Source organism: Paenibacillus sp. FSL H7-0918 (genome assembly GCF_038007025.1).
GTDB lineage: Bacteria > Bacillota > Bacilli > Paenibacillales > Paenibacillaceae > Paenibacillus_AQ > Paenibacillus_AQ odorifer.
Window position 1 is genome coordinate 449961 of record NZ_JBBOWJ010000004.1, and the last position, 23241, is coordinate 473201.

19 protein-coding genes and 1 other annotated feature are annotated in these 23241 nt (G+C 43.1%); of the genes, 1 reads left to right on the forward strand and 18 read right to left on the reverse strand.

All coding sequences use genetic code 11. From position 1 onward, the window contains the following. Positions 1-231: 231 nt before the first annotated feature. The gene (locus tag MHI15_RS27040) at positions 232-1677 is read right to left on the reverse strand and encodes a DEAD/DEAH box helicase (RefSeq protein WP_076184329.1); all 1446 of its coding nucleotides are present in this window, start codon (positions 1675-1677) and stop codon (positions 232-234) included. A gap of 86 nt (positions 1678-1763) precedes the next feature. Continuing rightward, positions 1764-2417: an HD domain-containing protein gene (locus tag MHI15_RS27045; RefSeq protein WP_076276371.1), complete on the reverse strand. Its 654-nt coding sequence runs from the start codon at positions 2415-2417 to the stop codon at positions 1764-1766. Positions 2418-2771: 354 nt separating this feature from the next. Here MHI15_RS27045 and MHI15_RS27050 point away from each other — a divergent pair, with 354 nt between their 5' ends. Continuing rightward, on the forward strand, positions 2772-4049 hold the full coding sequence (locus tag MHI15_RS27050) for a histidine--tRNA ligase (RefSeq protein ID WP_076191292.1): 1278 nt from the start codon (positions 2772-2774) through the stop codon (positions 4047-4049). A gap of 166 nt (positions 4050-4215) precedes the next feature. On the opposite strand, the gene MHI15_RS27055 is transcribed toward MHI15_RS27050, so the two are convergent. From MHI15_RS27055 to MHI15_RS27130, 16 genes are all read right to left on the reverse strand, one after another. Further along, the gene (locus MHI15_RS27055; protein ID WP_339172876.1) at positions 4216-6249 is read right to left on the reverse strand and encodes a methyl-accepting chemotaxis protein; all 2034 of its coding nucleotides are present in this window, start codon (positions 6247-6249) and stop codon (positions 4216-4218) included. A 196-nt stretch (positions 6250-6445) separates the two neighbouring features. Then, positions 6446-7435 carry a bile acid:sodium symporter family protein gene (locus tag MHI15_RS27060; protein ID WP_341165110.1) on the reverse strand — a complete coding sequence of 330 codons (990 nt, stop codon included), beginning with the start codon at positions 7433-7435 and terminating at the stop codon, positions 6446-6448. Positions 7436-7613: 178 nt separating this feature from the next. Then, positions 7614-8567: a radical SAM protein gene (locus MHI15_RS27065; RefSeq protein WP_038569765.1), complete on the reverse strand. Its 954-nt coding sequence runs from the start codon at positions 8565-8567 to the stop codon at positions 7614-7616. A 402-nt stretch (positions 8568-8969) separates the two neighbouring features. Beyond that, the gene (locus MHI15_RS27070) at positions 8970-9911 is read right to left on the reverse strand and encodes an AraC family transcriptional regulator (protein WP_341165111.1); all 942 of its coding nucleotides are present in this window, start codon (positions 9909-9911) and stop codon (positions 8970-8972) included. Positions 9912-9956: 45 nt separating this feature from the next. Beyond that, positions 9957-10763, reverse strand: coding sequence for a class I SAM-dependent methyltransferase (locus MHI15_RS27075; protein WP_076301243.1), 807 nt, complete (start codon positions 10761-10763; stop codon positions 9957-9959). Positions 10764-10825: 62 nt separating this feature from the next. Continuing rightward, positions 10826-11057, reverse strand: a binding site (T-box leader). A gap of 62 nt (positions 11058-11119) precedes the next feature. After that, positions 11120-12373, reverse strand: a complete 1254-nt coding sequence (locus MHI15_RS27080) for a stalk domain-containing protein (RefSeq protein ID WP_445668015.1) — start codon at positions 12371-12373, stop codon at positions 11120-11122. A 156-nt stretch (positions 12374-12529) separates the two neighbouring features. Then, entirely contained in the window at positions 12530-13480 is a 951-nt protein-coding gene (locus MHI15_RS27085) for a nucleoside hydrolase (protein WP_076125028.1), read from the reverse strand. A 63-nt stretch (positions 13481-13543) separates the two neighbouring features. Then, on the reverse strand, positions 13544-13834 hold the full coding sequence (locus tag MHI15_RS27090; RefSeq protein ID WP_036679330.1) for a hypothetical protein: 291 nt from the start codon (positions 13832-13834) through the stop codon (positions 13544-13546). 117 nt (positions 13835-13951) lie between these two features. Then, entirely contained in the window at positions 13952-15133 is a 1182-nt protein-coding gene (locus MHI15_RS27095) for a MalY/PatB family protein (protein ID WP_076125027.1), read from the reverse strand. A 310-nt stretch (positions 15134-15443) separates the two neighbouring features. After that, positions 15444-16655 carry a collagen-like protein gene (locus MHI15_RS27100; RefSeq protein WP_341165112.1) on the reverse strand — a complete coding sequence of 404 codons (1212 nt, stop codon included), beginning with the start codon at positions 16653-16655 and terminating at the stop codon, positions 15444-15446. A 292-nt stretch (positions 16656-16947) separates the two neighbouring features. After that, positions 16948-17601, reverse strand: coding sequence for a deoxynucleoside kinase (locus tag MHI15_RS27105; RefSeq protein ID WP_076125023.1), 654 nt, complete (start codon positions 17599-17601; stop codon positions 16948-16950). After that, positions 17598-18221, reverse strand: a complete 624-nt coding sequence (locus MHI15_RS27110) for a deoxynucleoside kinase (protein ID WP_076278612.1) — start codon at positions 18219-18221, stop codon at positions 17598-17600. The genes MHI15_RS27105 and MHI15_RS27110 overlap by 4 nt, the downstream gene beginning before the upstream one ends. A 494-nt stretch (positions 18222-18715) precedes the next feature. Beyond that, a complete protein-coding gene (gene nspC, locus MHI15_RS27115) occupies positions 18716-19852 on the reverse strand; it encodes a carboxynorspermidine decarboxylase (RefSeq protein WP_076125019.1) in 1137 nt (378 codons plus the stop codon). Positions 19853-19862: 10 nt separating this feature from the next. After that, entirely contained in the window at positions 19863-21062 is a 1200-nt protein-coding gene (locus MHI15_RS27120) for a saccharopine dehydrogenase family protein (protein ID WP_036679313.1), read from the reverse strand. A 224-nt stretch (positions 21063-21286) separates the two neighbouring features. Continuing rightward, on the reverse strand, positions 21287-21562 hold the full coding sequence (locus MHI15_RS27125; RefSeq protein WP_076308277.1) for a hypothetical protein: 276 nt from the start codon (positions 21560-21562) through the stop codon (positions 21287-21289). 159 nt (positions 21563-21721) lie between these two features. Then, on the reverse strand, positions 21722-23212 hold the full coding sequence (locus MHI15_RS27130; RefSeq protein WP_341165113.1) for a stalk domain-containing protein: 1491 nt from the start codon (positions 23210-23212) through the stop codon (positions 21722-21724). Positions 23213-23241: the final 29 nt, after the last annotated feature.

Genomic DNA, 23241 nt, shown 5'->3' on the forward strand with positions numbered 1-23241 from the left:
GTGACTTGTAGGAGTACTTTCATCCTTGTGCTTCTAGATTCACCTTTCAATCTATCACCTCTCACAAGTTATATTCTAGTTTCTATAATTTTACAATGAAAAAATGGAGATACTGAGATACAACAACAAATAAAAAAAGAGCCGTGTTGTGAACACGACTCCCTCTTCATATAAACCGCATCAGTAGCGGCATATTTGCAAGGAGCTTAGCAATAAGCTGTCATCCCTGATTTATTTTTTCGCAATATGAACCTTCAGCTGCTTACCCTTCACGGTGGTCTCTCTCATCGCTTGCAGCACCATTGCGCCTTTACCGTTCAAAATATCCACGTAGGTCACATTGTCCTGAATCGAGATAATCCCGATATCTTCGGCGGAAATACCTTCAAGTTTTGCTATTGTGCCGACAAAATCGACGGCTCTTAGCTTCTTTTTCTTGCCGCCGTTGAAGTATAGCTTCATAATCTCTTTGTTTAAGCTTTCGCTTTTGTCCTTCTTGCGGACAGGTTGCTTATTGATCTTCTGCTCGAACGCTTCCTTTGCGTAGGCAACTGCGTCGTCCGAAGGAGCTTTCATATGCGGAATGCTGAAGCCAATATAGCTTTCAATTTCAGTTACCCACTTCTGCTCATTCGGAGTGACAAAAGTGATCGCTTTACCCGTCTTGCCTGCACGCGCGGTTCTGCCTGTACGATGCACGTAGCTTTCTTTTTCCAGTGGAATATCGTAATTAATCACATGGGTGATATTCTCGATATCAATCCCTCTAGCCGCTACATCGGTAGCGATTAAATAGCGGAATTGCCCTCTTTTAAAAGCATTCATGACCTCAAAGCGCTCATCCTGCTCCATACCTCCGTGGATCTTATCACAAGGATATTCCAGATCCGCCAATCCTCTGAATACAGCATTTACCTGCTCCTGCGTACGGCAAAAAATAATACAGCTATCCGGATTCTCCACCGTTATGATATCGCTTAGCAAAGAGAATTTGGCAGCTTGTCTCACTTCAATCAACGCATGTTCAATCGTAGCCGTCGTAATTCCACTTGCCTGAATCTCGATATCCGTTGGATCGCTCATATATTTTAGGCACAAATTCTTAATGACTTCGGGTAAGGTAGCTGAGAATAACATCGTTACTCGCTCTTTGGGCAGCTGCTTAATGATCTTCTCGATCTGCTCAATAAAGCCCATGCTCAGCATTTCGTCAGCTTCATCGATGATCAAATATTTGATTCGATTTAGCGGAAGTGTGCCTCTTTCAATATGGTCAAATACGCGTCCAGGCGTACCTACGACAACATGTGTTTTTTGCGTAAGCTCTATCTTTTGAGGGGCAAAGGGCTGCTTGCCGAAAAGAGCAACTGCTTTAATCCGTTTAAAACGTCCGATGTTCGTAATATCCTCTTTCACCTGCATCGCAAGCTCCCGAGTTGGCGTAAGAATCAAAGCCTGCGGCTTATTCTCCACCCAATCCACCAGATCGCAAAGCGGAATACCATAAGCTCCCGTCTTGCCACTGCCTGTTTGCGATTTCACAATCAGATCCTTTTGCTGCAAAGCCACAGGAATTACCTTGCTCTGTACCTCCGTAGGTGTCATAAATTTCAGAACATCCAGTGCTTTAATTATCTCTTCGTCTAACTCATAATCTCTAAATTGCAATTCACTCATCGTTCAACCTCTTCTATGCCGATTGTTCTGGTTAAAGCGGAAACTCCGCGATCCTTCCATCTTGTGCATACTTATCATTATAACAGTTATTGGCGTCCTTGATTCCATTCCTTATAGAACTGGTCCAGAAAATTCAACATGAAATCATGCCGTTCTTCCGCTAACTTGCGTCCATAAGCCGTATTCATTAAGAATTTTAGTTTCAACAGCTTCTCATAAAAATGATTCACAGCCGTCCCTTTGCTATAATCCCTGTATTCCTTCTGCAGCGACTCCTCGCGTGGAGAAACTTCCGGATCATAGGCCGGACGTCCCTTTGCGCCTGAGAAAATAAAGGTTCTGGCAATGCCAATCGCGCCAAGTGCATCTAGTCGATCTGCATCCTGCACCACTTGACCTTCCAGAGTCTGCATAGGTTCTCCTCCACCACCACTAAAAGACATCGTTTCAACGATCAGCATGATATGACGAATTTGCTCCTCCTCTGTAAGGTTTGCCGTAAGCCAAGTGTGGACTTTAAGCAGACCTGCTTCTTTTGACGGATTAAGCTTCTCGTCTGCAACATCATGCAGCAAGGCTGCCATCGTACAGATAAAAACATCCGCACGCTCGATCTCAGCAATTTCACATGCCGTGCTGCGGACCCGATGGGTGTGCCACCAGTCATGCCCCGTAGTATCTTGTCCTAGTTGTTCTTTCACAAATTCTTCCGCCCGGGCTATTATTAAAGGTTGATTCATCGTCAACAAGCTCCCCTCGCCTATGAAATATCGAAGCCCTATTATAGCTGATTGCCTGTCCATTCGCCTACTAAAAATCTTCGTTATAACAAATTCTTACTTGCACGACTCCAAATGATCCGCTATAATCGGCAGTAATCAAAATGTCGAAGGGAATTGATTCTGATGAACACCATAACAATCATGCTGAATCAACTTCATTATTATCACAAACAGCGTTAGCAACCCTGAAATTCTCAGGGAGGCTAACGCTACTCGCGTTGGCCTCCCTGCGGCATAGATCACGCGCAGGACCATGAGGTCCTGCGCGTTTTTTTATTTCTAAACTATGCCAATTCAAAGGAGCTACTAACGATGCAAAACATTAAAGGAACTTATGATTACTTCGGAAAAGAGCAGGCGCTCAGAAAGAACATTCAAAATACGCTGCAGGATTTGTTCGAACTCTATGATTTTGAATCCATGGACACCACATTATTAAATGAACTGGAGTTATTAACCTCGAAATATGCAGGTGGGGATGAAATTCTCAAGGAGATGTACCAACTAACCGATCAAGGTAACCGCAAGCTGGGCTTACGATATGATCTGACCATCCCTTTTGCCAAGGTGATCGCTTTAAATCCCGGAATAGAGTTCCCCTTCAAGCGTTATGAGATCGGAAAAGTATTCCGTGATGGTCCCGTGAAACGTGGGCGCCTGCGTGAATTTCTGCAATGCGATGTTGATGTTGTTGGTATTTCAGGACCTGAGGCGGAAGCTGAATTGATGCAGCTGGCCACAGAAGCTTTTCGCAAGCTGGACATCCCGATCATCCTAAAATGGAACAACAGACGTTTTCTCGGTGAGATTCTGGAATCGCTGGGTGTACCTGCCGAGAACCAACTGTCCGTTATGCTAACCTTGGATAAATTAGAAAAAATCAACCTCAGCGGCGTGAAAAATGAATTGATCAGCAAGGAAATAGATCCTACAACCATCGCTGCTATTCTAGAACTTATTGAAATGGACAATCCAAGCTTTGAGCAGTTATGCCAAAAATATAGTCTTACCGGACAACCGGGAGCAATGGAGGTTCTTGTCCTGCAAAAGCTGCTCCAAGACATTCAGCTGCAGCAGACTTGCCGTTTCGATCCCTTCTTGTCCCGCGGGCTTTCTTTCTACACTGGAACCGTCTACGAGATCTTTGATGCATCCGGTTCCTTTACCTCAAGCTTGGGTGGTGGAGGCAGATATGACGCTATCATCGGACAGCTAGTGGGCAGAGAGGATATTCAATATCCTACGGTTGGCTTATCTTTTGGTATGGAGTCTATCATGGCGCTCCTTGCAGAACGTCCTATCCAAGAGCGCAAGACAGCAGAGGTTATGGTCATTCCGATTGGCGAGACGCTCCCACAGGCTTTAATTGCAGCCGCCGAGCTCCGTGCCTGTTCTATCCGGACCACTCTGGTATCCGGTAAAAGAAAACTTAAAAAGCAACTCGCCACAGCCTCATCCAAAAAAATCCGTTACGTTATTCTGATCGGCGAGAGTGAATCCAGTGTGGATAAGGTGCGGCTGAAGGATATGAAGGAACAAACAGAAGTTATAGTTCCATTAGATGAAGCTATCTACCTTATTACTGGCTAAACTGCTGCCTGATATCCTCCTAAAAAGATCTGCATAAAAAAAAGACCCCGCCGGCGACCGGCGGGGTAAAGTCTATATATAAGGGAGGTTATACATGTACTATAACCCTGCAAGCTTAATATTTTATGAAAAAGAGATAAGGATTCCCTTAATTCATTTCAAACCCTTAGATCTTAAACTTATCTACTAACCCCTGAAGCTCTTTGGCACTTTGAGTATTTTCATCAGCCATAGTAACCTCCAGGAATGTTTTTTCCACGATATCCGCCGTTTTTACCGCGATATCCTGAATCCCTATAGCTCCCTCGTTTACTGTAGCAGCTACCTCATTAACGGCAATATTAATACTTGATATAGCCATACTCAAATGATCGGCTGCGCTCTCGAATTGTTTTAACAGCGTATTTACAGTAGCAGCATCACTGTTGTATTGCTGACTTACCTCAGTTAATCGTTCATAATCTGCTAGAACATTCTGATCAATAAAAGAAAGTAATGCCTCAGAATTCTCCTTCATGGATTCAACAGAGGAATATACACCTGTTACCACACCTTGAATTCCAGCCGCAATCTTAGACGACTTCTCAGCCAACTTCCGAATCTCACCAGCTACAACCGCGAAACCTTTGCCTGCCTCACCCGCTCTTGCCGCTTCTATAGCTGCATTCAGGGCCAGCAGATTGGTCTGACTGGCAATGGATAGAATCGTATCCGTCAGTACATTAATCTCTGCAATCGCGCTCGACTGTTCAATCGCTTTTTCCATATCGATTCGCACGGATTCATAAATTTGTTTAGCATTCGTCGTAGATTCTGTTGCCTCATCTTGGAGAGCCAGCGCCCGCTCACTAATTTGTCTAGAAACGGCAGCGCCTTCCTTCACATTATTGGTGATCCCGGATACATTGTTATCAATTTCAGTAATTGCTGCTGTCATTTCCTCTGTGGAGGCTGCGGTCTCTTCCATACCTGCCGATAGCTGCTGCGTAGTCGCTGAATTATCGTGGGCATTTTCCCGCACATCTATAGACAGCTTCTCCAGCGTTTCTGCATTTTCAAGCACTTTGGACGAGATCGTAATTAAGCTTCCAGCCATCTCACGAAGTGTAGCCCGGGTGCTGAACATCGCTTTGGCGATCGTCCCTGTCTCATCTTTGTTTTTAGTCAAATACTCATACTCTGAGTCATGCGTCAAATTCAATTCTGCCGTTTTATTAATCATGTCCGTTAGTTTAACAATCGGAGAAGAGATTTTTTTAGCAAAATAAAGAGCAATCAGCAAGGCAATAATCAAACTTCCCACACCAAGAAATAAGTTGAAATTTCTCATATCAGTGACAGGTTTCACGATTTCATCGAGGTCTGCGGTTAATACAAGCAACCAGTGCGTCTCAGGTAAAACTGTATAGGTTGATTTTTTTTCCACATCTTTATATGTATTATTGAGCAGGCCATCCGCTACCTTCTCACCAGATTTCACACGCTCCATAACAGCTGCGATCTGCGTATTCTCAATAGGCTGACCAATTTGTGTTTTATCCGGATAATATAATTTATTGCCGTTCTCATCCAGTAAATAAGCGTAAGAGCTCGTCGTGTTTACCACTTTGGTATCGGCCAAATACTTAATCATACTATCTGCGGAAACAGCTGACGCAATAAATCCAATCATCTTTCCATTACTCTTTACGGGCTGTACAAAAGCCACTACATAAGCTCCTGTAGATTTTGATTTCAGCGTTTCACTGATCACAGGCTCAGCCGTCTCCATTACTCTTTTCGTATAATCTCTTTCACTAAAATCTGTCCCTATAAGCTTAGTATCACTGTCAGCCACACTAATACCTTTCATATCACTGACTAGAATGTGCTCAAGGTTCCCGGCCTCCTCCACAATGCTTTGAAGACTGGCGTTCACCTCATTCTGAAGCTTATCTCCTTTGTTAACTCCACCATTCCCAGCTTGCAGCAGTAGATTAACAATTTCCGAGCGGCTCGCAATAAGCTCTGTGCTTCTCTGCTCTTTTGCTATCATGGCTGATATGGTCTGAGCTTTGTTCGTATTGACCTGCTTCATAGAATTCTCAGTAAGATTCACAATCGCCTGAGTTGATTTCAAATACGTAAATATCCCCATTACAGAAATACATAAAAGGGTCACACCTATCATAACAAGTGATAACTTTAGGCGAATCTTCATATTCTTTTCATCCTTCCGACTGCTTGTTCATTTGCGAACAATGAAATTGTAAATAATACAATTACTATCGGGTGGCAAAGTTGAATAGTGAATATAAATCGCGCAAAAATAAGAAATATATCATAAAATGTCGAAATTTTTCATGTAAATGAATAAAATATCACAGCTTTTAGGTCATATATCCTTCATAAGGTGGTTAACAAGGCCTGTCATCTGTCCTAGATGAACTATGTGGTTCTAGCTGAGAGACAGTATTCGCTTGCATTAATGCACCCTCACTTAACAGTCGTTTAGTTCTACTACGTAAAAATAGACCAGACATCGCAGCGAGTATTTGTTGGAACAACATCCCCGAAATTACTGGAAGCGCAACAGCAGGAGGAAAATATTTCACCGCTAATACAGCTCCCGCACTTAAATTCCGCATACCCGAATTAAACTGTACAGCCACGGAATCTTCATAACTAAAGCGGAAGCGGCGTGACACCAAAGCTCCGATTACATAGCCAAGCACAACGGTTATGAAGGTCACTCCAATTATGATCGCTAATTTGCCATCCGGATGTTTCAGATAACGGGCAATGCTGGCCCCATTAATAGAAACAACTACAAACAATCCGACTTTAACAAACGGAGCAAGCGGCGGTCCACATACCGTATTTACTTTCCCTTTTGTCCATTGATTCAGCAGCATCCCAACTACAGAAGGAATGACTACCATCCATAGCAGCCCTTTCATCATATCGCCTAGCTGAATTTCAACACTCGCTCCCATCAGCAAATATAAGGTACCCGGGACAACAATGGGCGACAAGAGCGTATCAATCAGAATAAGCGCCAATGTCAGCGCAATATTCCCTCCGTACATCGACACCCATACCACACTTACAACACCTGTAGGAATCGCGAACAGCAATACATAACCAGTTACTGTATATGGATCTCCCGGAAAAAAAGCCATGGCTGCAAGCCAGCCGATCAGCGGCATTACAATATGTAAAATTACCATTAGAATAATCAGCTTCTGAGGTTTCAGAAGTACCCCCAGCAGATCCTTTAGATTGGACTTCAAGCTACCGATCAGCGTCATTACAGCGAAAATCCAGGGCACGAGACCTGTGAACGGCAGCAGTCTGCTTTCGTTAATTACCCCGACCACGATGGCCGTGGGTGTTAATAACGGCATAATCTTTTCTAGAACAACATTAGATTTGATGAGTCCATTTCTTATATTAGCAAACACTTGGCAGTACACCTTATGTATGAAGCTCATACATCCCTTATCTTTGTTTTTTATTAAGTCTACCATAAAAAAATAGGAACCAATTCTTAAATTGGTCCCTCGAAGTAATCTATATAGAGTGTTAAACTTCTATGCCTTGTGGAAACAATGCATCCAGTGCTGGGCAGGGCTGCTTATCCAAAAACTGTGCCAATGGCGCTGGCATATTATTGTATAAATCTTTTAGTGAAGTTCCTTGATAAATGTTGCCGATAATCACCGGATGGCAAAGCTCTGAAATCAAAATGTCGCCATTTCCATGCAGATGAAGCTGCTTCTTCCCCTCAATACAGTGAGGAAAATACACACCCGGCTGCTCTTCGAACCCAAGGGCGTCCATAAAGCGGTCCATACAGGTGAAATACAGAATCGTATCTTCTTTCTTCCGTGCGATCAGCTCGCTCACTGCATTCTTTAATTGTTCCCGTGCAGCTATAGACTTCCAACCCGTATGATCCATGATAATACTGTTCTGAATTTCATGTGTGCGCACGCCCATTGCGTAGACATGATCGCTGATCTCCTTCATATTATCCTGGGTTTCACTGAACAGCAGCGTCTCCAGTACGGTATCCACACTTGTTGCAGCGAATAGGGTAATATTTTCTCTTATTTTTTCATAGATGCTTGGATGAATATTATAATATTTTGAGAAAGCTTCCGCAGTAGTAAAATTGAAGGAAATATGTATAGTCGTTAATCCTGCGGAGACCAATTGGCCAATTCGTTCAGCATTTAAAAGACTGCCGTTGGAATTTAACTGTGTCTGAATCCCTCTGGATGCGCAGTAGGTTACAATTTCCACACAGTCATCGAATTTCAGCGTCACTTCTCCACCTGATAAGCGTACTCTTTTAAGGCCTGGAAGTTCGTCCAGAATGCGGATGACCTCTTTGGCTTTGATGCTTTGTCCATCATTTCTATTATATGCACAGCAATAATCGCAGCGGAAATTACAGTTCGAAGTTACCCCTATTTCTAACCCTTCCAGCTCATAAGTAAGCGGTTTGTCGAGCTCTAATGCTTTATATCTCATACTCTAAAGTCCTCCCGAAAAATAATGAATTTAGTTCAAAAGTTCAACCTTAGAGATTATATAGGTTTATGGCTTAGGTTAATGTGAGTTTTATAACATTCGAATGTACGGTTTGATTAACGAATTAGTCGGAAGCGCATGCGTAATCACTTTCAGATACGCATAGTAATCTGTAACGGACTCAGCTGACCCTAAACCTAAAATTATCCTATTTTAAGAATGGCAACGGACTCCAGTGCACCTATTGACCGGAAAAACGCCCAATATGAGCCTTTTGCCAATGAATAGCGTCAGCGGAGTCCGAAATCATGTTTTGATAGCTGATAACATACAAATAACGTCATCCAAGTCCGAAAGCCTCGTGGAGTGATGGATAAACCGATACGCATTCAGGCATGTATATTACAGGTTATCTTCAAACTGGTGATGTCCACCGACACTTTTTATAGGGATATAAAGATCAACTTTTGCTTTACCTTCAGGGTCTGTATATGGATCATTCATACAAAATTCGAGCGCATACCGATCATCCGGTTCATAATCACTGTTAGTTAGCCATTGACCGTACACACTTTGATAGGCAATAGCCAATTTGTCGATCGTATCATAAAACGAATATAAGGCATAAAGACCACCAGATAAAGTTTTGAACTCTACGCTCGAATCACCCTCTTTAACAAACTCTTCTGGAATGGTTATGCAGGCATCATATCTACAAGAGTATTCGTCAGTCACGCTGGGATCATCTAAAGAAATACCAATGAAGTATTCTGTTGACGGTAAATCATTTTTCTCAACCCACTTGCTGAGTGTTCCCCATGCCTTATACGTTTCAAGATAGCTGCCAACATGCCTTACGTATGCCACTTGATAACTTGGAAGTTCTTTTACCTCAATGTTCATTTCCCATACTCTCCTTAAAAAATTATTTATGTTGATACTCACATCATAATTTTTAGAAGGAGACAATTCTTCCTGATTATTGCTGGACATTAACTGATAATTGCTATGTTCTTGCCTTGACCTTCTCATCTCGCTTGGGGTTGTCTTAAACAGTTTCCTAAAGGATGAATTAAAACTTGAGATGGAACTAAAACCGCATAGAGTTGAGATATCTAGCATGGTTTTATGGGTTGTTTCAAGATAGGTTATCGCGTGATGTAGACGTCTTTCCGTCAGATAGGTCATTGGTGTTTTATTTGTAATTGCAGAAAAAACTCTAGAAAAATGATACTTAGAAAAATTAGAAACTTCAGCTAGCGTTTCTAGATTTATTTCTTGATCTAAGTTGTCCTCGATAAAATGAAGAACCGTCTGAATACGCACCCTGTAATCATTGTTCACTAGACCTACCTCAATCCCGTGATGATTAAATGATTTTTTTCTTATTTATTTTCTTCGCCCTATATACAACAGATGAGATGAAATCCCCAAAATGGATGGATCCTTTGCTGCATTAATGAGAAATTCTAAGAGCTCCTCATGTTCACCCCGGTCAGTCCAGTATTGTTTCTGCTCATTTGTCAGTAATGCTCCGAGGCTAGAAGAACCAATTAAATCTATGGTTTGAAATCCATTCTCCTCCATGAAAGGTTTTATTTCCTCAATATTGAAGTAATAAGCTCCCGTAAACCTACCTTCATCTTTATGATTAAAAATCCCGCTATCATAAAATTCTTGTATTGAATCCATGTTGTCATTAGGCTTCCAATGTTGTGGGAACTGTAAGGATGTAAGAGTCATTCTCATCCGACTTTGAAAGGCTACAAATACGATGCCATTCTTCTTTGTCACACGAAACAATTCCTTAACTGCTAAAATCCGATCCTCTTCTTCTTGCAAATGATATAAAGGGCCTAACATCAGAGAAGCATCAAAGCTCTCGTCTGATATTCCCTCTAAACTAATTGCATTCAGCACATGAAAACCTTTAAATTGCTCAGTTAATCCTAATTCATTAACCTTCTGCTGAGCTATTTCAACTAACTTAGGGGTAAGATCCGATAACGTTACGTTATAGCCCAGCTTCGCCAGCTCCATGGCATATTTACCGGGCCCAGCACCATTATCCAGTATAGATTGTGCGGTAGTTAAATACTGTTTTATATAATGCAGATTAATGATGAACTCCAGCGGCTCCCTATCCAATCTTCCCCACTCATCAAATTGGGAGTAATAATCAATAATATTGCCCATTACCAAAACACCCGCCTTCAATTGTATTTTTTCTGTAGAGAACAGAAAAAACCTATCGCCTCCAAAGAGGCGATAGGTTTAACCTTCGCGGTACCACTCTTTTTGATCGTTGCTTATTGCTTATAATAAACAACGAATCTTAGAACCCGATTACGGAGGTTTAGCCGTTAAGATCTACTGAGGTTCGATCTTACCGCTCATGGGTGAGTTGGGGAACCTACTCCGCTGTCTTGCACCAACCGGCAGCTCTCTGGGCAGTAGTTATTCCTTAATACTCCCAATCATTACGTTTATTCCGTATTGTATTTTGACCTAGTATATATTTAGAAATTATTCCCTGTCAATACAAATTCCACTTACAGCTCTACTGACTTCCCCATCTCGTTCCAGACAGGCTCTCCGATCAGACCTAAACGCCAGATTGCAATTCCTTTAAGGCCATAACGTTTAGCAAGTCCTACCTTCGAATTCACTGAAGATTCGTTTTCGCTATACACAGAGATCCCTAGGATCAGCTTATCCTTACTCACTTGCTGAAGCGCAAGCCTGATGCCTTCATCAACTAAACTCATCGGCTCTGGAACTTTTTTCTCTTGTAAATAATCGTACGCCATAATGACCAAATCATCTGCAAGTGTTCCTAAAGTTTTGTAATCATAACCTTTATAAGAACTATTTAATGGATGAAGAATAACGGTAAGTTTAAGTCCTGCTGCATGTGCTTTTTGTGATAGGTTTTTCACAAAAGCATTGTAATCCGCTTGCACCTTCGCCTTATCACCGGTTAGACCTAGGCCCTCCAGATCCAGGGTAATGCCTTGGAATCCTTTTTGCGTTGCAAGATCTACGATTCCAGTAATTGTCTGTTCTTGAAGCTGCTTATCTTCCAGGTTCTTAGTTAACTCTGATGCGGTGTCTCCAGAGAAGACCATCAGATAAGGAGCTGTTCCACCTGCCGCTGCATTCGTGACAATTGATTCTGGTGTTACGTCACCAGCCGCCTGAGGCCATTTGAAATCAGTCCCCGTTGTGGTGAATTGCCCGCTTTTATCAATCCCACTCCAACCGAAGGCCACAGCATCAAAATTAGGAAGTAAGGAAATCTCACTATAAGAACTCAGCGCATAGAAACCAAGAGTGTACAGCTCAGTCTTCGGCGAAGTAATAGATACGGTCTTCGTGGATTGATTCCAAGCTACACCCGCACCAAACTGCTGGCCAAAGAAGCTAAGGGGAATCATCGTTGTATCCCGGATCGTCTGCGGAGCAACTCCTAACTTCACAACCGCGCCGTTAACACCTGCATTTTTGCTGCCAAGGGTCAGGGTTACCACTTTGGTCCCTGCAGTATCTGTTTTGGTAGCCGTAATTTTCTTCTGCGCTTGATTCCACTCGACATTAATTCCCAAAGCTTCAGATATAGCTCGGAATGGCACCATCGTTGTTCCGCTCATCACAACAGGTTCTACTGGAAATGGTAGTGGATAACCATCCAGCACAATACTAACTCCACCAGCTGTGGCTGCCTGTGTAGTATTTTGGAATAACGCCGTGGTGCCTCCTAGCGAAATAGCCATACATAATACTAATTTACCGATTCGCTTATTCATGAATGTTAAGTCTCCCTCTTCTATGATATGCAGTCTAATCTTGTAAACTCTTATATGTCCTCTACCATTTTACCAAAGATTATCCAATTGTAAAATTAATAGATTGTCATCTATGAGCTGCGAAATTATTTGTCATATTAGAAGAGGTCGGCAAAATTACATAAACACGCTCAAAAAGGTTCCCACTGCTCGTTCAACATCTACATCCACTGCAACTTGTATGGGTTTACCCACTTTTGGCTGAGCCCGCAAGTCCGCTACGACCATTCCCGATGTAAACTCACCTTTGTGCTCCACACGAACATTCATCTCTTTGTAGGTTACTAGATCTGGTTGCAACGCAACCATAAGTGCGAGTGGATCATGCAGCGGTGCGCTGTTGATCAAAAAGTTCGCTTCACGATAGAAATTAAAATAATGAGTAAGCGATTGTTCCATAAACGAAATGATCGCTTTATTTTCTTCACGTCCAAAACGTTTTAATAAATCGATATGCTCTTGTGTAATCCGCGTCTTAAGCGTAACGTCTAGACCCACCATCATAACAGGAAGCCCAGATGTAAATACATGATCAGCAGCTTCCGGATCCCCGGCAATATTCGCTTCCGCAACCGGTGTTCTATTGCCGGGACTGAAGATCGTACCGCCCATCACCACTACTTTTTTCAAAGTATTCTTAATACCAGGGTCCATATCAAGCGCCATTGAAAGGTTGGTTAGATGTGCCAGTGTGACTAATACAATCTCTCCGGGATTCTCATTAGCCATCCGAACAATAAACTCAGATGCAGTTTCGCTAATGGGACGCTGGCTGGATGGAGCAATTTCCACATTGCCAATACCGTTCTCACCATGCACATGAGTGGCGTAGCCTGAGTGTTCACGAACAAGCGCCTTGGATGCTCCGATCGCTACAGGAATCTCATAACCGGGCTTAGCAAGCTCAATTAGCCGCAGTGAATTGTCCGCCGCCTTTTCGACCTCAATATTTCCAAAAACGGTTGTAATTCCTTCTACAATTACGTTTGGAGCACGTAAGGCATATAGAATCGCCAGTGCATCGTCAATACCTGTATCTGCATCAATAATAATTCGTGTTTTGCTCATTTATGTTCTCTCCCATTATGTTTTTTTCATAAAAGCTATCATATCACGGCCAACGAGGGTCGCTCAATTTTTATTCAATTCCTGTTCTTTAAAGGCTTCAATAAACCGCTCAGGATCGCACTCTATCAAATAAGCATACACGCCCTTACTCGTGTGGAGATAGAACATGCCGCCCATATCCCCCATTGAGCGATAAGACATATCGAAAATATCTTTTAGCGGGAATTCCCGATGACGTGTTACAATTCTATCTTGATACAGATACATTAGCCGATTGGAAGCAACACTTCGTTGTTCTCCATCCCTAATTTCTCGTTGTATCTTATAATACGGAAGCTGAGCTACCCATTTCATTTGCAGTCCTCCTGCTTGTCGTAATGGACTCCATTTTATTATTCTTTTTACCCTATTGCAAAATAAAGAAGCTTAACGATCCCATTAGCGGAATCATCAAGCTTCAGTAATCACCGTTTATTTCGTTGTATAAGCTGCGGCTGCCTTGCAAAAGCGTTCCAATGCCTCAACTAATGTGGATCTCGGACAGGCCAGATTAATCCGCAGATGGCCTTTGCCTTCTGTTCCAAAAACAGAACCTTCATTAAAAGCCACTTTAGCCTCTTTGTACATCAGCTGCTTCAGACCGTCTATTTCCAAGTTCAGTTCGCGGCAATCCACCCAGAGCAGGTAGGTTCCTTGCGGCTGCATCACATGAACCTGTGGTAAATGCTCCGCCAAATAGCTGACCGTATAATCCACATTATCTGATACATATTGTAACAGCTCATCCAGCCATTCTTCTCCGTCATTGTAAGCGGCTTGTACCGCTCCTTGCGCGAAGAAACTAGCCATATGTAAGCTCAAGGCTTTCATTTTTTGATCAAATTTACGTTTCAATTCCGGATTCGAGGATACGATAAAAGAGGATTGAAGCCCCGGAAGATTGAAGGTTTTGGTCGCGGCAAGGGTGGTTAACGTAATATTGGCAATTTCCTCAGACAAGGATGCAAAAGGAATATGCTCATAACCTGGAAGCGCCAAATCACAATGGATCTCATCAGAGATAACTGTCACTCCGTGACGCAAGCACAGTTCACCGAGCTTCAACAGCTCTTCTCTTTCCCATACTCTACCGCCTGGATTATGCGGACTGCATAACAGCAGCAGCTTCGCTCCACCCAACATCAACCCTTCCAATTGCTCATAATCCATCTCAAAGCGCCCATTACGGACGATAAGCGGATTCTTGGCAACCTTCCGGTCATTCATCTGGATGACATCATAAAAGGGATAATAAACTGGCGATTGTAAAATAACCTCGTCCCCAGGCTCAGTAAACAGTTCAACAGAGAGGCTTAAGGAAGTTACAATTCCGGGAGAATCTGAAATCCACTCCGGTTTGATCTGCCAATCATGCCGTCTTTTAAACCATGACGTGATGGCTTCTTTATAAGTATCACTAGGTACACTGTAACCGTAAACTCCTTGTTCTGCGCGGCGCAGAATGGCTTCCTTCACTGCGGGAGGACTTTCAAAATCCATGTCTGCCACCCAAAGCGGCATAATATCCTTCTCACCAAACAACTTCTCGGATTGGTCCCATTTGTAAGAGCTAGTATTACGGCGGTCAATTACGCGATCGAAATCATACTTCAACTAAAGTCACCTCATCCTTATAAACTTATCTTTTATTGTATCATGAGGAAACCGATATGGCATCTTAAGATAGAATCAAAAGAATTCACATAAATAGATGATGAATTTTAAGTTGTTAGACGATAGAAAAACAATAGAATGTTAGCATCACCTTGATTAAAAAATGAACTTGTTCGATTGCTGCTTTTTTGAAAGCCAGTAAATACTCTGAGTAAAGAGGAAGACCTTCGTTCGTCCTCCTCTTTACAATAATCATAAGTAAAATCACCAATATTAAGATGACCAACTTATCTATACGAAATACACCTTGTTACGCTAATTGTGTAATAACGAGATGTGCTGAAACAGATCTTGTTCCTCCAGCGAGAGGAGTAATAGTAAGTGCAGTAGAGTTACCAGCAGGATTCCGAACGGTCAGGATGGTGTTAATGACCGTTGTTTGCACTATAGCCATTTCTACGATTTGCGATGTACCTGTTGCGCGTCCAACTACGGTATAAGCGAGATCTGCGCCATTAAGAGTCAAGATGAGTTGTCCCGCTTCGGTTACACTAACCTGAAACAACACCTGATAAGTCCCTATTGCCGCTAAATTAAAAGAACTAGGACCTGTTCGTGCTATTGTTGTCCCGCTAGTAGGTCCGTTTTGAGGAAAACTTACGTCTGTGCCCGGTGCTACAGTTGCTGCATTATCAGGAGGCATTAGGGCAAAAAAATCAGCAAAACCTAATACGCCTCCTGTTGCCCCGGTTGCGCCCGTTGCTCCTGCTGCTCCCGGTGCTCCGGTTGCTCCCACGGCTCCTGCTGCCCCCGGTGCTCCTGCTGCTCCCGGCGCCCCGGTTGCTCCCGTTGCTCCTGCTGCTCCCGGTGCTCCTGCTGCTCCCGGTGCTCCGGCCGCTCCCGGTGCTCCTGTTGCTCCAGCTACTCCCGGCGCTCCCGGCGCTCCCGGTGCTCCTGTTGCTCCGGTTGCTCCCGGTGCTCCTGGTGCTCCCGGCGCTCCGGTTGCTCCCGGTGCTCCTGGTGCTCCCGGCGCTCCGGTTGCTCCTACAAAACCTTGTGGTCCTATAGCTCCTGCAGGACCCGGTAAACCTTGCGATCCCTGAGGACCTACAACTCCTTGGGCACCCGGAACGCCTTGCGCACCCTGAGGACCAACGGGGCCCGCTACACCCTGAGGACCAATCGCTCCCGCTGGCCCGGGTTCACCTTGAGGTCCTTGGGGTCCCGGAGGGCCGCCTGCAGGTCCTTGAGGTCCTTCAGCTCCTTGGAGTCCTCGTGCTCCTTGAGCTCCGGGAATGCCTTGGGCCCCTTGTATTCCTTGGAGTCCTTGTGCTCCTTGTGGCCCTTGCGGTCCTGTAGCACCAACGACTGTGGGAGTAGTAACATTCACTTCTGGTGGAGGACAGGTTACTTTTACAATCTTCTTAATAACCTTTCGGCGATGTTCTTTTCTTTTTCTTTTCGAAGGAAATACAGTGGCGACTTTTTTCTTATGACACTTTTTATCGTCTGGACAACTCAATGCGTACACCTCCCTATAAAGATAGTTCAGTGTACGCATCTTATTAATTTTAGACATGGACCAATAACTAGTTTCTATTAGACTGGAACCTATTTTTATAAAAAAAGGCTAATAAAATAGGAGGTGGCCCTTAAGCACATTACAATGTCCACACCATTTTAATTTACTTTTCGTATTTTATGATTAGGACAACTGACACTTCCCTATTAGCCCAAATCATAGATTTGGGTCTTTTTTTATGAGCATATAAAAAAACAACCCCCAAACCACGGGAGCTGCTAATCATCAACTATTATATTGTATCAACAGGCTTACGAATGGTGTTGCCTACCTTCGTAAGAATATCCGCCATTGATGCCGAATCATTCACGTCATAATCATCAATGTTCAGTCGGAGCACTGGGCAAGCTGTAAACTCATTGATCCATTTCGAATATCTGCCATGCATATGCTCCCAGTAGGACACGTCCGTTTGAATTTCCATTTCACGGCCACGTTCATTAATTCGCGCTAAAATAGAAGGAAGACTGCCTTCAATATAAATCAGTACATCAGGGTGCGGGAAATAGGGTGTCATAACCATAGCTTCATACAAGCTTGTATAGGTTTCATAGTCTGTCTTAGACATCGTGCCTTGATCCGCATGCATTTTAGCAAAAATACCAGTGTCCTCATAAATCGAGCGATCTTGAACAAAACCACCGCCCATTTCGAACATTTTCTTCTGTTCTTTAAAACGTTCGGCTAGGAAATAAATCTGTAGATGAAAACTCCATCTCTCAAAATCATGATAGAATTTTTCAAGATAAGGATTATGATCAACTTGCTCCAGCGAGGTTTGAAAATTCAACCTTTTAGCCAAAGCACCTGTTAAAGTGGATTTCCCCACCCCCACGGTTCCTGCCACGGTAATTATGGCGTTATCTGGGATGTTATATGGATTCATTTCATTAGCTCCTTTAGGTGAGAGGCAATTTCGACGAAGTGTTCTGGGTTCTCCACGAAATCGACTGCATTTCCATCTATGGTAATAATAACGGTAGACGGCTCTTGAATCGCTAGAGAGGCCATCGCATCATCATAATCTTCTATCAATTGCTGCAAATACGCAGTATCCATATCCCCTTCAAAAGGGCGTCCGCGTTTGGCAATTCTTTTTAACAAGGTATCGAGATCCGCTTTTATATAGAGAATAATATTTGGCTTCGGCAGGTCATCCGTCAGCACATGATAGATTTGTCGATACTTTTCTCGTTTCGTTCCCTTCAGCGTTCGTTCCCCAAAGATAAGGTTCTTATAAATATGATAATCCGAGATCACCGGTTTACCTTTATCTATGTATTGAGTTACTGTATCTTCAAGCTGCTTGTACCGATTACAGAGAAAAAACATCTCCAGTTGAAAGCTCCAGTCATCCATGTTCTGATAAAATTTAGCTAGAAACGGATTTTCATCAACAATCTCCTTAATAATCGGTAAGTTTAATTCCTCTGCAAGCATCGAAGCTAATGTTGTTTTTCCAGCCCCGATCGGGCCTTCCACTGCAATAAACGGTGCATGTTTCATTGATGCTGACTTCCTCCTCAGATACGGACCCTTCAATAACTATTTTTAAAAACAGACTAAATTATTGTATCACATGAGACCTTACTTGTGAGCGGCTAATTATGAAGAAACTTTTCCAGTAATACAAGTATCCAACTGTAAGATAAACCCAATATCAAGAGAAGGATCCCTATGAAAAAACGGTTCGATATCTATCTTCTCCCCACGAGCATGAATCGGACCGAGGAGATTCTATTTCCAAAAAATCGGCTGTTTCAGCATATGATCGGACTCAGTTGCAGCTATTCTACCAAATGCGCCCTAATTATAGTCATTATCCGACCAATAAGAGCTATATAGTCCATAACCTTAGCTAAACGAGCTTATAAACACCAATAGTTGTCATACGGTCCTTTAGCATCACTTCTCTTTTCCTAGATGTAATCACGCTTTCAAAGGACTGGAACTATAGCAAAAAAGGTGTCCCTGAAGGGACACCTTTTTAGATCATTCTATTAAGATAAACGTCCGCTGAAATCTTCGAAAGCGAACTGTTTGATTACTTTAATTCCTTCTTCGTCATTGTAGCTGACGATAGCTGGCAGATTCACGCCGTTAAACATATGGTTCTTCACCATAGAATAATGCGCCATATCTAGGAATACGAGTCTATCGCCGTATTTCAAAGGCTCCTTGAAGGAATAATCTCCAATAACATCTCCGGCTAGGCAAGTCATTCCACCTAATCTGTACGTATAAGGATATTCCCCAGGTTGTCCAGCATCGATAATGTTCGGACGGTATGGCATAGCCAGTACATCTGGCATGTGGCATTCAGCCGAAGTATCGAGAATCGCAATGTCCATTCCGTTATGCATAACATCCAGAACGGTAGCTACCAAATATCCAGTATTAAGCGCAACGGCCTCACCTGGCTCCAGATAGATTTCCACACCGTAAGTCTCTTTCATATGCAAAATGCAGCGGACAAGGGTCTCCAGATCATAATCGGGACGTGTAATATGATGACCGCCACCAAAATTAAGCCATTTCATCCCTTTGAGATAAGGTCCGAACTTCTCTTCGACTACCTTGAGCGTACGCTCCAGTGTGTCTGAATTTTGTTCGCACATGGTATGGAAGTGTAATCCATCAATCCCCTCAAGCTCTTCAGGTCTAAAGTTAGGGAGAGTTACTCCCATTCTGGAATAATTGTAGCATGGATCATACAGCGGAACTTCGATCTCGGAATACTCCGGATTCACTCGAATGCCGCAGCTGATATGCTTCGGTGCATTTTTCACACGATCCTTGAATCGATTCCACTGGTCAAAAGAATTGAACACAATGTGATCGGAGTATTCAAGAAGCTCATCGAATTCACTGTCCACATAAGCTGGTGCGTAGACATGAACCTCTTTGCCCATTTTTTCATAGCCAAGTCTGGCTTCGAATAAGGAGCTGGAAGTTACGCCATGCAAGTACTTGCCAACTAGCGGATACAAGGAATGCATAGAGAAGCCTTTTTGCGCGAGCAAAATCTTAGCTCCTGTACGTTCTTGTACAGAATTCATAATCTCAAGATTGCGGGTAAGCAATCTTTCATCTACAAGGTAACATGGTGACGGGACAACGCTGATATCAATATCCATCAATCGCGCCTTAGTCTAGCAGCGTTGGCGAGAAATCTTCTTGCCAAGGCAGACCATGTTTATTCAAAGCTTCCATGAATGGATCTGGATCGAACTCTTCTACGTTGTACACGCCTGGTTTCTTCCAGATTCCTTTTATAATTAACATTGCTCCGATCATTGCAGGAACGCCTGTAGTATAGGAAATGGCTTGGGAGCCAACCTCTGCATAACATTCTTCATGATCGCAAACGTTGTATACATAATAAGTTTTTGGCTTACCGTCTTTAGTACCTTGGATGATACATCCAATGTTAGTTTTACCTTTTGTTCTTGGTCCCAGGGAAGCTGGGTCAGGCAGCATTGCCTTCAAGAATTGCAAAGGAACGATCTCTTTACCTTCGTACATGATAGGCTCGATAGAAGTCATACCCACATTCTCAAGCACTTTCAAGTGAGTCAGGTAGTTCTGTGAGAAAGTCATCCAGAATCGGATCTTTTTCACGCCCTTGATGTTAACAGCCAAGGATTCCAGCTCTTCATGGTACAAAAGATAAATATCTTTAGGTCCAATTTCCGGAAGATCGTAAACTTTCTTCTCAGAAAGTGGTGCAGTTTCAATCCACTCGCCATTCTCGAAATAACGGCCATTAGCTGTAATTTCACGAATATTGATTTCAGGATTAAAGTTTGTAGCGAATGGATATCCATGATCGCCAGCGTTGGCGTCAACAATATCAATGGTATGGATCTCGTCAAAATAGTGCTTTTGCGCGTAAGCCGTGAATACGCCAGTTACTCCTGGGTCAAATCCACTGCCGAGCAAAGCGGTAAGGCCAGCTTTCTCAAATCTTTCTTTGTAAGCCCACTGCCAGGAATATTCGAATTTCGCTGTATCTTGTGGTTCATAATTGGCAGTATCCACATAGTGCACTCCTGTTGCCAGGCACGCATCCATGATCGTCAGGTCCTGATATGGGAGAGCGACATTAATAACGACATCCGGCTCAAAGCTCTTGATCAGTTCAATGACTTCGTCCGTGTTATCTGCATCGAGCTGAGCAGTAGAAATCTTCGTGCGGCCTCCGGCTAATTTATCTTTCAGAGCGTCACATTTCGCGACAGTTCTGCTAGCAATGCAGATCTCTTCAAATACATCCGGGTTCTGGCAGCATTTATGAACAACAACACTTGCTACGCCGCCAGCGCCAATAATTAACGCTTTTCCCAAAATAAAAACCTCCTAAAATTCCATTTGCAAAATCAACAAGGCTGATTATACATAATATTTTTGAATAAATCAATAAAAACCGACAAAAAATGATGTGTTTTGTGTAAAATCTCTAAGAAATCTTGTTAATACTCTTAAATGCTCATATTTCCTCGATTATCCACGTGTATAGATCAGGTGTTTTGCTGGAACAGAGTGGATTTTCAGAAACTAGGGCAACTAGATTATTCTATCACAAGAGGGTTATACTTCATACGATTTATTTTAAAATCAATGAAAAATCTCACCACCCTTTCAACTCCGCCTAAAGAAGTTCGGTTTCCACACATTCCAATCAACAGCACTGCAGCAAATACAAAGAGGCCGTAATATATACTCTTACCCGTTTTTGTCCCAATATTAATCGTTGTTGCTATGCCCATCCGTTTCGCGCCCATAATTGAACGATCATTGGGATAATTATAAGTTGTCCCATTTTTCCAATATTCATCATCATCCATATAAAGAATCCTCGAAAAGATTCCCGCACACATTCTTCAAAATCGCGTACGCTTTGTTTACGGTCATTGCATATCCCCCTAAATCTTCTGCCTTCCACGCAAAAAAGCTGAGCTCCCCTGAAGGAGAGTTCAGCCTAAAGCTTCTAATATATAGTCAACTTATTTATTGGAATTTATTCGAACGGCATAAGCATCTGCATCCCATTCTACCTGCGCCCCCAACATTTCACTTATCAATCTGAGGGGTACATAAACGCTATCATTAATGAAGACCGGTTTTTGATCTGTTGCGATAATCTTTCCATTAACAGTCGTTTGTCCAGTTACCGAATTCAAGATCAGCGTTGTAGATCCCTTCTCAGCAACCACAGCTCTCGATGGAACATCCCAACGAACATTAACTCCCATCTGCTCGAAGACTCCTCTTAAAGGAACATATGTCGAATTATTGATTAGTAACGGCGGCATAGTCAGTTCCATTTCATTCCCATTCAACAACACTTGAATAGATTTTTTCACCAGCTGAGGCGTACTCACCTCGATCTCTCTGACCCCTAGACCCGTCTGTCCAAATTCATTTGCCCCCCAGGCAAGGACATGACCATCTTTTAAGAGTACATAATGATTTCTGCTCCCTTTAGAAATGGAAACTGCATTCTGGATGCCTTTAGACTGTGTAACATTAATCTTGTTCTTATCGCCAACCGTCCACTGCCACACGGTTCCATCCGCCTTCACTGCGGAATCTGTTGTCAGCGAAATGACGTCTGTAAGTCCTGGAACCTGAACAGGCTTTAGAGCTTCTCCCAGATATGGATCTATGTAATTATTCCAAATCCATACTGTACCATCCCATCTCAATGCCGCCCCATAAAGTCCATAGGCTCCATCCATATCAACCGCTCTATATTCTCCGCTTCCTTTAATAAGCGTAGGCTTTAAGATTACGCCCTTCTGAGTTCCCAGCGGTTGCTGTGATCCCCACACCCATACCTCTCCGCCGTTACCAAGAGCCACTGAATTATTCGATCCCGCTGCTATAGACAGGACGGAGGGTAGTCCCTTCACCTGCACCGGGGTTAGCTTGTTTTTCCGCGAATCGTCACCGAGTTCTCCTTGTTCATTGCCTCCCCACGCCCAGACCGTTCCATCTTTAAGAAGAGCTAAGCTAAAGGTGCCCCCTGCAGAAACAGCTTTCACATCTGTTAGCCCTTGCACTTGAACAGGCTCTGCAAGAATCTTAGAGGACTGTGTTCCAATGCCAAGTTGTCCATGCTCGTTCCCCCCTACCGCCCACACTGTTCCATCGTCCTTCAACATCAAGTTATGGCGATAACCACCTGAGATTTGCTTTACATGATCGATATGCATTTTGACAGGAGTATACGCTGGTGTGGTCGCCCCATTACCAATAGAGCCATACCCACCACCCCACGCCCAGGCTGTTCCATCCGCAGTGACGGCATACGCACTTCTGTCACCAGCGTCCAGTTGGGTGATGCCAGACAATAATTTCTTTTCTTCAAGTGAATTCACATTATCTGCTGCTGCCACTAAAGGTGAGACCATAGTCAGGCAAAGAACAGTCCCGACAACAACTCTACAAATCCGACTTACCTGCACTTTTGACATCAAACTTTGTTTAAACACTTGAGATCACTCCTTTTATTAAAAAATAG

Coding starts and splice junctions, on each gene's coding strand:
- MHI15_RS27040 (WP_076184329.1), bottom strand. CDS start 1,677: ATGAGTGAATTGCAATTTAGAGATTATGAGTTAGACGAAGAGATAATT.
- MHI15_RS27045 (WP_076276371.1), bottom strand. CDS start 2,417: ATGAATCAACCTTTAATAATAGCCCGGGCGGAAGAATTTGTGAAAGAA.
- MHI15_RS27050 (WP_076191292.1), top strand. CDS start 2,772: ATGCAAAACATTAAAGGAACTTATGATTACTTCGGAAAAGAGCAGGCG.
- MHI15_RS27055 (WP_339172876.1), bottom strand. CDS start 6,249: ATGAAGATTCGCCTAAAGTTATCACTTGTTATGATAGGTGTGACCCTT.
- MHI15_RS27060 (WP_341165110.1), bottom strand. CDS start 7,435: ATGCCGTTATTAACACCCACGGCCATCGTGGTCGGGGTAATTAACGAA.
- MHI15_RS27065 (WP_038569765.1), bottom strand. CDS start 8,567: ATGAGATATAAAGCATTAGAGCTCGACAAACCGCTTACTTATGAGCTG.
- MHI15_RS27075 (WP_076301243.1), bottom strand. CDS start 10,763: ATGGGCAATATTATTGATTATTACTCCCAATTTGATGAGTGGGGAAGA.
- MHI15_RS27080 (WP_445668015.1), bottom strand. CDS start 12,373: ATGAATAAGCGAATCGGTAAATTAGTATTATGTATGGCTATTTCGCTA.
- MHI15_RS27085 (WP_076125028.1), bottom strand. CDS start 13,480: ATGAGCAAAACACGAATTATTATTGATGCAGATACAGGTATTGACGAT.
- MHI15_RS27090 (WP_036679330.1), bottom strand. CDS start 13,834: ATGAAATGGGTAGCTCAGCTTCCGTATTATAAGATACAACGAGAAATT.
- MHI15_RS27105 (WP_076125023.1), bottom strand. CDS start 17,601: ATGAATCCATATAACATCCCAGATAACGCCATAATTACCGTGGCAGGA.
- MHI15_RS27110 (WP_076278612.1), bottom strand. CDS start 18,221: ATGAAACATGCACCGTTTATTGCAGTGGAAGGCCCGATCGGGGCTGGA.
- nspC (WP_076125019.1), bottom strand. CDS start 19,852: ATGGATATTGATATCAGCGTTGTCCCGTCACCATGTTACCTTGTAGAT.
- MHI15_RS27125 (WP_076308277.1), bottom strand. CDS start 21,562: ATGGATGATGATGAATATTGGAAAAATGGGACAACTTATAATTATCCC.